The sequence below is a fragment of the Oceanirhabdus sp. W0125-5 genome, from assembly GCF_027938815.1.
GTDB lineage: Bacteria > Bacillota > Clostridia > Clostridiales > Clostridiaceae > Oceanirhabdus.
The window spans coordinates 4,602,787-4,615,280 of sequence record NZ_CP115913.1 but is presented as its reverse complement, the minus strand read 5'-3'; the positions used below and the strand labels follow the sequence as shown (position 1 = coordinate 4,615,280).

Below are 12,494 nucleotides of genomic sequence, written 5' to 3'. Positions count from 1 at the left end.
TAAAGGTAGTAGGGATTCCTACTGCCTTTTGTTGATATATACGTGAATAATTGAATCTTTAGTACTGATGATATTTCAATAAAAGTGGAAAAGTGATAAAATATGTAATATGGTATAAAATAATGGATTATTGGGGGGATTATACATGGTTTGGGCTATTATAATTGTTACCGTAATATTGCTTTTATCATCACCAAAGGTTAAAGGATATTTAGGTGAGAAGTCTGTTAGCATACGTTTAAAAGGTTTAAATGAAGAGGAGTATAAAATATTAAATGATGTTTATCTTCCAACTAACAGAGGGAAGACAACTCAGGTAGATCATTTAGTAGTATCACTTTATGGGATATTCGTAATTGAGACTAAAAATTATAAAGGTTGGATAACTGGAACAGAGAAAAGTGAGTTCTGGACTCAAACAATATATAAAACAAAGAATAAATTGTACAATCCACTTAGACAGAATTATGGACATGTTATGGCAGTTAAAGAGTTAATAAAGGGAGTAGATGTACCTATTATTCCTATAGTTGCATTCAGTGATAGAGCTGACTTAAAGGTTAAGATTGAGAAAGAACATGTAGTTTACATACCTCAGATTAAGAAAGTTATATTGAAGTATAATGAGAAGAAAATAACAAAAGAACAGATGAGTGATATTTGTAATTTAATTCAAGGGGCAGAGCTTAAGGATAAGAATGTTAAGAAAGCGCATGTTAAAGAAATTAGAAAAGATGTTAGAGAAAAAAATGAGAAGGTAAGTAAAAACATATGCCCTAAATGTGGTGGAGAATTAGTTAAGAGAAAAGGTAAGTATGGGGAGTTTGTGGGATGTAGTAATTTTCCGGGGTGTAGGTTTGTGGGGAAGTAGTATTCCTAAGTGGATTAAAAATAATTGATGTGTATGAATTTATTTAATACTAAGTTGATAAAAAGAAAGAGAGGAACTAAAGTTGAGAAAAAAAGAAAGAGTTACAATTTTTTTTATGCCATGGATAAGTGGTGAAGGTTTTATCATTATAGTTGCTGTAATATTATTTATTCCATTGTTTATATTTAGTTTGATTTCTCAGGTGGTAAATATGACTATAGGACCATATATAGCACAAATTATGAAGGTGTACAGTAGTTTTGTGTTAATGCCCCTGATTTTTATTATAAAACCTGAATTCTTGGCTACTTCTTTTGGAACAGAAGTTAAAACTGAAAAAGAAATACAAGAATTTTTTGAATCTGCAGTTACATATACTAACAAAACTGAATTGTCTTACATAAATCTTATATTTGCAGGGGGAATATTAATATTAATGTTAGTATATTTTTATAAAAAAGGTGTTAGAAAAGGATTTTTATATTGGAGTGTAAGATATTTTATTATCAATGTATTAATAACGATACCTGTTTGGAATTATGTAATAGAAAATTATTATGATGTAATTATTAAAACTAGATTAGTTAAAGGGCATTACTCACAAATATATGAATCTATGAAAAATATGGTTGTAGAATATTATATAGTATTTTTAATATTAGCAATTGTTATTACTGTAATAGGGCATTTTCTAATATTAATGGTTGGAAAGAACATTCAAGGTAGAAAACAACGATGGGAAGAAAAGAAACTTAAGAAAGAAGAAAAGAAGTTGAAAAAAATTGAAAAGAAAAAGAATAGAGTAAAGAAAGAAGTTGAGTATTATTAATATAGGTACAAAGTAATATTTGGCGATATTAAGGTAATTGACTTAGTTAGTTTAATAATATCTCATTATACTAAATTTAGGAGATGAAAGAAATGACAGACAACATAAAATATTATAAGTTCGTTAAAGACCTTCAAAAATTATCAGATGATAATAACTTAAATCTAAAGATTAATCACATTGTTAAAGAAGGAGAAGTAATAATAGTATTTAGACGTGAATTTCAAAAGTTTGGTATGAAATATGAGAAAATTAATCATTTAACACATGAGAATATTTTGGAGTGGGTTGAGTCTAATTTTTATGCGAAGGTAGCTATGCAACCTTTAAAAAGTTTATTAGAACATGCTAGGGAAATTAGAATTGAGGAAGAAGAGAAGGAAAGAAGAGAGCAGGAGAAGAAGAGGTTTAGGAAGGTATAGGATAGAGTTACTTAACATTAACTTAAAATGTAATTAGTTTGGGGTGTTAGTATGGGTAAAAAGAATAATGATGAAATAAGGCTTGGAAGTATTGCAGAAGATTTATTCATAGATATATTCTCAGAAGTTTTTGGAACTGAGAAAACGGAAAATTTATTTATCCAGTATCCTTTTGTTGATATATACGGGAATAGTAGATTTATTGATTTTGCTATAAAAAATGAAGGTGAGAAGATTGCTTTAGAAATAGATGGTGAGACATGGCATAATCCTTCTAAGGTTTCACAGGATAAATATTATGATGATTTGCTTAATCAAAATAGTATGATATTTGATAATTAGAAGAATTCAAACCTGATGATTTGATTATTTAATTATAGATGGTGTTGTTATTAGGACTAAATTAGAAAACTTTTAAACGTGAAGGTTTTGCTGATTTAGTCCTATTTTTTATGTATATTTGTTTTTAACAAGTATAATTCATATTATGATTTAAAAGTACTCTTTAATAAAGAAAAAAATACTATTAAAAAAAGCAATAAAAAATGTGTTATTAGAGTGACACTTGTTTTATAGAATACTATAGATAAAATCGATAAAACCAATAAGGAAGTATTGGAATTAATAATAAATGTTGATTATGTTTAAATTTAGTATATAATCAAAGATGTTTGAAAATGTGTAAAAATGTCTAAAAATGCTTTATGATGTCTAAATATGGTTAATTTTAAGTAGTGATAGCTGGGGCTTAATAAGAATTGGAATTATATAGTGAATTATAAAAAGGAGAATTGTATGCATAGAGATAAATTAACATCAGAAGAAAGGATGAAGGCACTAAAATTAAAAAAGAGACCTGATAGAGTACCCGTTATTCCTCATATGGAGGTTTATGCAGCGAGAATATGTAATATGACTGCAAGAGATTATTATCTTAATCCTCAGATGGCCTTTGAGGCTCAGGTGTGGGCAAAAAGTCTTCATCAGCATGATGGTGGAATAGGATATGGTATACCTGAAAAATATGCATGGGATTTTGGTGGTGAAATTGAATTTCCTACTTCACCTAATAAATTTTTTCCACGTGTTATAAAACGACCAATTACATGTGCTGCTGATATAGAAGAACTAAAAGTACCGGATATAGATAATGCACCTGGAAGTTCTAGAGATCTTTACCATGCAAAAATGTGTTTTGAAAAGGGAATGGGTGTTGGAGTAAGTGCAGGATCTCCTTTGAGTGTGGTTCATTGTTTGACAGGGAGTGATTTATTGATGAGATGGCTTATAAAAGAACCAGGGCTTGTACATAGATTATTGAGAATAGCTACAGATTATCTTATAAGTATTGCAGAAAGATATGTTGAAGAATTTGGAGCTGAAAATGTTAAGGCTGGTTGTTCCTGTCCTATGGAATGTCATGCAATAATGTCACCTAAAACTTTTGAGAAATTTAGTTTGATTTATATAAAAGAGATCTTTGAAAAATTTGAACATATGGGAATAGATATTAAAACTGTTCATTTATGTGGAAATCATACAAAAAATCTTTCTTATTGGAAAGATGAAATCAAAGTACATCCAAGAACTTTATTTACTGTAGGATATGAAATGGATATGGAACACTTAGCAAAAGAGCTTGGAGAAGAACATATGGTAGGGGGAAATCTAAGAAATACTATACTGCAGACAGGATCGCCGAGAGAAGTATATGAAGAGGCGGGAAGGATAGTAGAAAAAATGAAATATATCCCTGGCGGATTCATCTTGACTCCAGATTGTAATTTATCTCCTATAACACCTGCAGCTAATGTACATGCTATGATTCAGGCAGCAAGAGATTTTGGGAAATATGAATAGAAACAATGAGGAGTGAAAACATTGAAAGAATTACCTAAAGAGTTTGAAGAATTTAGTGAGGCTAGAAGAAATAGCTTTATTAAAGTTAAAGAGTTAAAAGAACAAGGGGAGAATATAGTCGGAATATTTTGTACTTTTACACCTGTAGAGATTATACGTGCAGCAGGAGCAACAGCAGTATCATTGTGTGGTACAAGTAATGAACCAATAATTGATGGGGAGGCACATCTTCCTAAGAATTTATGTCCTCTTATAAAATCAAGTTATGGATTTGCACTGACACAAAAATGTCCTAACTCATATTTTTCTGATTTGATTATTGGAGAAACTACATGTGATGGAAAGAAGAAGATGTTTGAATATTTATCTGAACTGAAGCCTGTACACGTTATGCAACTTCCTCAAACAGTACATAGAGACCATGCTTATTCTGTATGGAAAAATGAAATGATTTTTTTGAAGGAAAGACTTGAAAAAGAATTTAATGTACAGATTACTGAGGAAAAATTAAGAGAAGAGATAAAAAAACGTAATGAGGAGAGACTAGTTCTTCAGGAATTTTATTCTTTAGGGAAATTATGTCCGCCGCCATTAACAGGATATGAAATGAAACAGGTATTATTAGGCAGCGAATTTACTCTTGATAAAGAAGACCAAAACAAGAAAATAAGAAATATCATGGATAAACTTAAAAAAGAGTATGAACAAGGGGTTAGAAATGTAAGTGAAAATGCTCCAAGAATATTAGTAACAGGATGTCCTTTAGGGGGAACAATTGAAAAAACTGTTAAAACAATTGAAGATAGTGGCGCAGTAGTTGTATGCTTTGAGAACTGTGCTGGGGTTAGAGAAAAGGCACGTTTAGTAGATGAGACAATTGATCCTTATGATGCATTAACAGATAAATACTTAAATGTTGGATGTTCTGTAATGTCCCCAAATACTAATAGAATGGAAATGTTGTCTGAATTAATTGATGAATATAAAATTGATGGTGTTATTGAGATAATACTGCAGGCATGTCATACCTTCAATGTTGAGAGTCATAGAGTTAAAAATATTGTAGCTAAGGACAATAAAGTTCCTTATATGCGTATTGAAACAGATTATTCACAGACGGATACAGGACAAATAAGAACTCGTATTGAGGCATTTGTTGAAATGCTTTAAATAAAACACTAAAGATTATCAAATTAAGTACTATTACTTAATAAGTATGATGAAAATTAAGGAGGAGAATAATGAAAAAAGTAAAAAAAATAATTTTAGTAGGTCTTGCTTTAGCACTTTCTGTAGGAACGCTTGTAGGATGTACAAATAGCAAGAATAATAAAAAGAATGAAGTAGCAAAGGAAAGCAGTGTTAAACAAACTGAGCATGTAACTTTAAAATTCTTTGTACCAGGATATACAGATCCTACCTTTGGAAAAGCTTATGATGCAACTTTAAAGGCTTTTGAAAAGGCACACCCAGAAATAAAAATAGACTTAATGGGAACAGGGTGGGGACAATATCAAAAAATGATGTCTATGATTCAGGCAGGAGATGCCCCAGACATAATGATTACGGGTTCAAGAAATCTTAATCAGCTGTCTGAACTTGGAGCAATAGAACAATTAGATCAATATGTAACTGATGAAAGAAAAGCAGAGTACATTGAATCAGTTCTTGATACAGGAAAAGTTAATGGTAAGCAGTTTGGTCTTCCAACAGGTTTTTCTTCAAGGGCATTGTATTACCGTAAAGATCTAATAAAAGAAGCACCTAAAACATGGGATGAATTAGTAGAAATATCAAAAAAAATTGAGGAAGAAAACCCAGGTATGAAGGGATTTGCTATACCAGGAGCACCAGAATCTTCAACAATAGCTCAGTTATTTAACTTTTTCTATCAGAATGGAGCAAAAGCATTTGATGAAACAGGAAAACCTGTAATCAATAGTCCAGAAGCAGTAGAAGCATTCCAATTCTATACAGATTTATATAAAAAACATAATGTTGTACCAAACCCAGTTGAGATAACTAGATCAAACTTTGCTGATTTATTTAAGAGTGGTCAGATAGCTATGTTTGTTTCTGGACCATGGGAAAAGAATAGAATGCAGTTAGAACCAGATAATGATAAGACTCCTTATGGAGTAGCACTTCTTCCAAAAGGTAAACAATATGGAGAAACTTTAGTTACAGATTCAATTACAATTTCATCACAATGTGAAAATAAAGAAGCAGCTGCTATGTTTATTGAATTCTTTACAGCATGTGAATATCAAAATAAATTTGATGGAACAGTAGGGTTTTTCCCAATATTTAAAGCAGAAGCTGAAGAGGAAAGATATAATAATGACTTCTTAAAGCCATTTGTAGAAATAATTCAATATGGACAACCTGAACCAAATCCACTAGTTTGGGATGAGTTTGAAGAAATTGTTGTAAAAGCTATTCAGAAAACAATGCTTGGAGAAGCAACAGCAGAAGAGGCATTGAATGAAGCACAAAAATTACTAGAAGAAAGTATGAAAAAATAATATTTAAAAAGCAGCAGAATGAAATATTTGTTTTGCTGCTTTTTCATAATTCTAATATAGATAGGAAGTGAAAAATTGAGACTTTCATGTTCTGAAAATTATAAAACGCAGTCAAGGAATACAGAGAAGTTAAAAATTAAAAAGAAGTATGTACCTTATTTATTTTTGTTACCTTCAGCTTTATTTATGATTTTAGTATTTCTCTATCCATTATGCTTAACTTTTAAATATTCTTTTTTTAAGATGTCTATGTTGAATCCAAATAGTGAGTTTGTGGGTTTAAAAAACTTTAGCTACTTATTTACTAATAGTGATTTCAGCAGATCAGCAGGTAGAACATTAATGTGGACCATATGTTCTGTGTCAATAAAATTATCAATAGGTTTATTATTAGCTTTATTATTAAGTAAAAAAATTCGTGGAATAAAAATATATCGTACTCTCTTACTTATACCATGGGCAATGCCTCATGCTGTATCCTCTATTATATGGGCATGGATTTATGATGGAAATTATGGTTATTTGAATTATTTCTTTATGAAATTTGGTATAACTTCACAAAAGATATCTTGGCTTGGAGAGAGAAAACTGGCATTTATTTCAACTGTGATCAATGATGCTTGGGCGGGGATACCTTTTGTGACTCTTGTATTTTTAGCAGGGCTTCAGGCTATACCAGAATCCCTTTATGAAGCAGCAGAGGTAGATGGCGCAAATAGAGTAAATAAGTTTTTTTCAATTACACTTCCACAGCTGAAAAATATAATTCTGGTAACATCTACTCTCACTTTTATCTGGACATTCAATTCATTTAACATTATATGGATTTTAACTAAGGGAGGTCCAGTTGATGCAACTGAAACTTTAATTATAAAAATATATAGACAGGCATTTGGAAAGTTCGATATGGGATTAAGCTCTGCAATGTCTGTAATTGTATTCCTGATTTTGATAACACTGAGCATAATATATTGGAAAATTACAGTTACTGATGAAGAATAATAGAAGGAAAAGAAAGGAGTTTAAGTGATGATTAATACAATATTTAAGAAGAGAAAAGGTAGAATAGAAACAATTCTTACACATATGTTGTTGATTTTTATAATATCATTTTTAGTATTTCCTTCTGTTGTTATGATTTTAACATCTTTAAAAAAATATGAGGAAGTAGTATGCTGGCCACCTAAATGGTTTCCAGATGTGATTCAGTGGAGCAACTTTTCTGATGTTTGGTCCCGCAGTTATAATATTAAGACAGGTTTTATAAACAGTCTTATTGTTTCATCAAGCACAATGATAATATGTATTGTACTTGGAAGTCTTGCGGCATATTCACTGGCAAGATTTAAATTCACAGGTAGAAAATCATTTTTGTTTGTTATGCTGGCTACACAAATGTTTTCACCTGTTGTATTTATAATTCCTATGTATGAGATTATGAAATCACTACACCTTTTAAATACATATGCATGCTTAATTCTACCAAATACTGCTTTTTCTCTTCCAATGACAGTATGGCTTTTAACAGGATATTTTAAATCTATTTCAACTAATCTAGAAGAAGCAGCAATGGTAGATGGATGTTCTAGAGTACAAGCTATTTTTAAAGTAATTCTTCCCATTGCAGCCCCAGGAATAATTTCAGCAGGGATATTTGCCTTTATTGTAGCATGGAACGATTTATTATTTGCAATGACATTTATAACAAGAGATGAAATGAGAACCTTAACACTAATGCTTACGGATATAGGTACAGCCTTTGAGGTTTACTGGCATAAAAAGATGGCAGCATCTGTAATTGGAGTGTTACCTGTTACTCTATTGTTTATAGCAATACAGAAACACCTAGTTAGTGGATTAACTTCAGGAGCTGTTAAAGAATAATATGTTATATTAACACGACACAACTGAATTCTATTATTAAAATTATATTTATTTGTGGTGGAATACTGTTTAAGGTGAATTAAGTGGTAGGGTATAAGAAGAAAATAACTAGTCAATATACTTCGTATCTTTGACTGTTATTTTCTTCAACATGCCTAAAGTAGTGAATGATGAAGAACATTGCTCTGTTAAGCCAATAATTGTATTCAGACATTTTGTCAACATTCTTCAAATTACTTATTCCTTTTATAAACTTTTGTATTATCATATGAGTTATGTTTAGAGAATGTTAAAGGAAATTGGTATTAGTATAACTATAATTGATATTAGGTCTCATGGGTAAGAACTAAGGTTACAAGTATTCTAGAGAAGTTAAAGCAACTTAATCAGCTCTTCTAACTCTTCAGATAAAATTTTTGCAAGCTCAAAATCAGTATCTTTTAAAGCTAATGCTATTTTCGTTTCAACTGATTTTTTCTTTTGTTCAATTTCTAAATAGTCTTTATTAAAATGATTAGCATAAATCATCTTTCTAAATTTTCGCATACTCATTTTTCTAATTGTTTTATCTTCAATGATTAAAACATAATCCATACAGTTAATTATAAAATAGTAATCATGAGAAATCATTAGAATCGCACCCTTATAGCGCTCTATGGCTTTTTCAAGTGCTATTTGTGAATATGTGTCTAAATGGCTTGTTGGTTCATCCAGAAGCAACATGTTTGCTTTACTAGCAGAAACTTTAGCCAATTGAAGTATATTCTTTTCTCCACCAGATAAAGATCCTATCTTTTGATCAATGACTTCTTCCTCAAAACCATAGTTTGAAATATATGATCTAATCTCTTCAGAAGTTTCAAATCCTGCATCGAAGAACTCTTCAAGTATTGTATTAGACTCATTTAGTATTTCTCCTTGAACTTGAGATAAATAAGCCACTTCAATATCATTATTTATTTCAATGGAATCACGATTATTTTTAAAGATTTCTCTCAATAAAGTGGTTTTTCCGGTACCGTTTGAACCGATAAGAGCTACTTTATCAGTGGATTTAATCTCAAAGTTAACATTTTCTAAAAGCATTTCATCAAAGGCAACACTGTAATCATTAACTTTTAGAGCAATGGTTTCTTCGATTTTATTAAAAGTAGCTAAACGGATATCTGGTTGTTTAATATCTACAAATGGCGTTTTAATTCTACGCTCTTCTAATCTTTCATGAATTTTAACTCTACGCCTTAGAGCTCTTCCTTTAGCAGTATCAGAATTATGAGTTGCGATATGTCTTAGTTTATTGACTAAGGTCTCGCTTCTTCTAATTTCTTCATCATCAGCAGCAGAGAGTTCTTGTAACTCAATTTTAGTTTGAAGTAATGAGAAGTTATAATCAATATATCTTCCATCAAACTCTTGGAGTTCCTTGTTTTCAAGGTGTATAATTTTGTTAAAACAATGATTTAATAGATATCTGTTATGCGTAATAATTAACATTGTTTCTTTGTGAGAATTAATTAGATTTTTAAGGGAATTAAGGTTTTCAAAGTCTAAAAACACATCTGGCTCATCCATAATCATTAAGCCTGGACTATTAAGCATTTCCTTAATTACTTGAACCAGTTTGAATTCTCCACCACTAAGTTCAGATATCATTAGATCTTTATGCTTGATTAGGTTTGCAAGATTTAGTTTTTTATTAATTTTGCTTTCGAAATCATCCCCACCAATTGCATCAAATGCGTCTAAAGCTTGTTGATACTTTTCTAGTAAAGTATCAATATCCGAAGATGTTTCCATTTCAGTACAAATAGATGTTATTTCATTTTGTAGCTTAATAAATTCTTCCCCTATATATTCGAAAACTGTAGTTTCTTTTGTTTTGTCTAGTTGTGAGAACTGACTTACATACCCAATTGTACAATTTGGGTCCATTTCTAACTTACCATCGAACATATATCTTTCAGGATCCATAATTATATCTATCAGGGTACTTTTTCCACTGCCACTTGTTCCTATAAAAGCGCAATGTTGACCTTCTTCTAATGTAAATGAAATATTATTATATAGATCTTTTTTCGGAAATGAGTAGGACAAGTTATCTACCTTTATCATATTATTACCTCTCTTCATCATTTGAAAAGAGCCTATAAAAATAAGCTCTTCAATATATAATCTTCCCAATCGCAATCTTGCAATTGGGAAGATTATATATGTAGTATCGACATTATTTTTGGTTTTACTGTTGATAGCATAACACTTTTTACTACTAATTTCAATCATGTCATATTAGGCAAGTTCAAATACATGAAGAAACACAAGTAATAAGTATACGCTATAATGATTTTCACGTAACTCTTTCGTAACTATTTTTTACTTTCATGTAACTACTTTAATGATGATGATTATCTATAATGGAATAAATAGTCACTGGACAAACATTATTCTTAAAAGGGGAGGGTAATAATTATAGTATTTTAGAAATGAGTTACAGATATTAAGTTTGAAGTAGGAGATGATGGTATGAAAAACAAAAAGGTTATTTTGGTATGTATTATATCTTTAGTAATAGTTGTTTTAAACTTTAATATATATGCACATGCAGATATTAATAAAAGTGAAGAAGTTACGCTGGATACAGATTTAAAATTAAATGATTATCTTAAGGAAAAATTTTATTTTTATACACGTAGTGAAAATGACGATATTATAAGCTTTGAAAGATTCACAGGAAAAGATAAAATATGTGAATTAAATATGGATAAGGGAGAAAAGAAAACATTACAATATCAATCTGAAATAAAAGATGGTGAATTTAATATAGCAGTTGCTAATCCTCACAATAAAGTAATTACCATTATAAAAGGAAATACAAAGGGAAGTAAGGATATAATCGCAGAAGAAAAGGGGATATATACTGTTTGGATAGTTGGTAATGAAACAAGGGGAAAAGTGCAAATTTTATTTGATGAACATTCTGAGTTCGAGGGTTTAAAGTGTGATTTTGTATATGGAAATGGTTGTAGATATAAATCCAAATTTAAAAAGGAATTTACCTTAAATACAGCGGAAAATAAACTTTTAACATTAAATAATCCTTTTGGTAGTATAAAAATAATTAAAGGGGTAGGAAAAAATATAGAAGTAGAAGCATATATAACGATTATTAATAATGATAAAGAATATGCAGAGAAAATATCCGATTCTATAATTGAAATTAAAGAGAATGAATTAAAAATTAAGTCATATGAGTATAGAAATTCATCTTGGGATTTAAAGCATTTTCATAATTTTTATGATCATAAGAAAATGGTAAGTATTAAAGTTGATTATCTTATAAAAGTACCTAAACAAATTAGTGTAAATATAGAGAATAAGTATGGAAATATAGATATTAGCGATTTAAATGGGAATATTAATATAGGGAATTCATTCGGTGATATAGACTTAAAGAATATTGATGGTTATTTAAAATTGAAAAACACACATGGAAATGTTACTTTGAATAATATAAGTGGAGATTTATACATTAAAAATTCTTATGGTTATGTTAATATAGATAGAACTTCAGGTAAGGTGGAAGTTGATAATTGTATGGGTAAAATTTGTGTTAAGAATGTAGATAAAGATGTAAAGTTAAAAAATCAATATGATAGCATACAGGCATTTTCTATAAAAGGTAACGTAGATATAAAAGGTTATAACTGCACTGTGGAAATTGAAGGTGTTGAGGGAAATGTAGAAGTAGATAATGAACACGGAAATATTACAGTAAGAGAAGTAAAAAAGGGGCTAACAATTGAAGGGTATATTGGAAATGTAGATGTAAAGAACGGGTGTGTTTTTAAAGAAGATATTTATATAGAAAATAAATATGGTGATGTAACACTGGATATTCCAAAAGAACAAGGTGGGGATTTTGATATTAAGTGTGAATATGGAGACATTAAAAATGATTTTGAGTTGAATGTATATAAAAATGAGATCAAAAAAAGTATACACAAAAAAATAGGGGAAAGTGATATAGATATTAGTATAAATAATTATAATGGATCTGTTGAGTTAATAGGAAAATAGTATTAATTAAAACTTAGAAGATAAAATAC

The 12,494-nt window shown here is 29.8% G+C and carries 11 protein-coding genes; 10 read left to right on the top strand and 1 reads right to left on the bottom strand.

The genetic code is table 11. The features are described from left to right. The first annotated feature begins 145 nt into the window (after positions 1-145). The 9 genes from OW730_RS21575 (at position 146) to OW730_RS21535 (ending at position 8,391) form a co-directional block, all read left to right on the top strand. Entirely contained in the window at positions 146-871 is a 726-nt protein-coding gene (locus OW730_RS21575; protein WP_271226115.1) for an NERD domain-containing protein, read from the top strand. Positions 872-953: 82 nt separating this feature from the next. Next, on the top strand, positions 954-1,700 hold the full coding sequence (locus tag OW730_RS21570) for a hypothetical protein (protein ID WP_271226114.1): 747 nt from the start codon (positions 954-956) through the stop codon (positions 1,698-1,700). A 92-nt stretch (positions 1,701-1,792) separates the two neighbouring features. Further along, positions 1,793-2,122: a hypothetical protein gene (locus OW730_RS21565; RefSeq protein WP_271226113.1), complete on the top strand. Its 330-nt coding sequence runs from the start codon at positions 1,793-1,795 to the stop codon at positions 2,120-2,122. Between the two features lie 51 nt (positions 2,123-2,173). Then, positions 2,174-2,464 carry a hypothetical protein gene (locus tag OW730_RS21560; protein WP_271226112.1) on the top strand — a complete coding sequence of 97 codons (291 nt, stop codon included), beginning with the start codon at positions 2,174-2,176 and terminating at the stop codon, positions 2,462-2,464. Between the two features lie 453 nt (positions 2,465-2,917). Further along, a complete protein-coding gene (locus OW730_RS21555; RefSeq protein WP_271226111.1) occupies positions 2,918-3,982 on the top strand; it encodes a uroporphyrinogen decarboxylase family protein in 1,065 nt (354 codons plus the stop codon). A 21-nt stretch (positions 3,983-4,003) separates the two neighbouring features. Beyond that, entirely contained in the window at positions 4,004-5,152 is a 1,149-nt protein-coding gene (locus OW730_RS21550; protein WP_271226110.1) for a double-cubane-cluster-containing anaerobic reductase, read from the top strand. A 71-nt stretch (positions 5,153-5,223) separates the two neighbouring features. Next, entirely contained in the window at positions 5,224-6,507 is a 1,284-nt protein-coding gene (locus tag OW730_RS21545) for an ABC transporter substrate-binding protein (RefSeq protein ID WP_271226109.1), read from the top strand. 75 nt (positions 6,508-6,582) lie between these two features. Continuing rightward, positions 6,583-7,509, top strand: a complete 927-nt coding sequence (locus tag OW730_RS21540; RefSeq protein WP_271226108.1) for a carbohydrate ABC transporter permease — start codon at positions 6,583-6,585, stop codon at positions 7,507-7,509. Positions 7,510-7,536: 27 nt separating this feature from the next. After that, positions 7,537-8,391, top strand: a complete 855-nt coding sequence (locus OW730_RS21535; protein WP_271226107.1) for a carbohydrate ABC transporter permease — start codon at positions 7,537-7,539, stop codon at positions 8,389-8,391. Positions 8,392-8,763: 372 nt separating this feature from the next. Here OW730_RS21535 and OW730_RS21530 read toward each other — a convergent pair whose 3' ends face one another. After that, on the bottom strand, positions 8,764-10,503 hold the full coding sequence (locus OW730_RS21530) for an ABC-F family ATP-binding cassette domain-containing protein (protein ID WP_271226106.1): 1,740 nt from the start codon (positions 10,501-10,503) through the stop codon (positions 8,764-8,766). 408 nt (positions 10,504-10,911) lie between these two features. On the opposite strand from OW730_RS21530, the gene OW730_RS21525 reads away from it, so the two are divergent. Further along, positions 10,912-12,465 (top strand): DUF4097 family beta strand repeat-containing protein, encoded by a 1,554-nt coding sequence (locus OW730_RS21525; RefSeq protein WP_271226105.1) that lies wholly within the window; start codon positions 10,912-10,914, stop codon positions 12,463-12,465. Positions 12,466-12,494: the final 29 nt, after the last annotated feature.

Bases quoted from the DNA above. Each gene is read 5' to 3' on its own strand.
- OW730_RS21560 (WP_271226112.1), top strand. From the start codon at position 2,174: ATGGGTAAAAAGAATAATGATGAAATAAGGCTTGGAAGTATTGCAGAA.
- OW730_RS21575 (WP_271226115.1), top strand. From the start codon at position 146: ATGGTTTGGGCTATTATAATTGTTACCGTAATATTGCTTTTATCATCA.
- OW730_RS21565 (WP_271226113.1), top strand. From the start codon at position 1,793: ATGACAGACAACATAAAATATTATAAGTTCGTTAAAGACCTTCAAAAA.
- OW730_RS21525 (WP_271226105.1), top strand. From the start codon at position 10,912: ATGAAAAACAAAAAGGTTATTTTGGTATGTATTATATCTTTAGTAATA.
- OW730_RS21545 (WP_271226109.1), top strand. From the start codon at position 5,224: ATGAAAAAAGTAAAAAAAATAATTTTAGTAGGTCTTGCTTTAGCACTT.
- OW730_RS21555 (WP_271226111.1), top strand. From the start codon at position 2,918: ATGCATAGAGATAAATTAACATCAGAAGAAAGGATGAAGGCACTAAAA.
- OW730_RS21530 (WP_271226106.1), bottom strand. From the start codon at position 10,503: ATGATAAAGGTAGATAACTTGTCCTACTCATTTCCGAAAAAAGATCTA.
- OW730_RS21535 (WP_271226107.1), top strand. From the start codon at position 7,537: ATGATTAATACAATATTTAAGAAGAGAAAAGGTAGAATAGAAACAATT.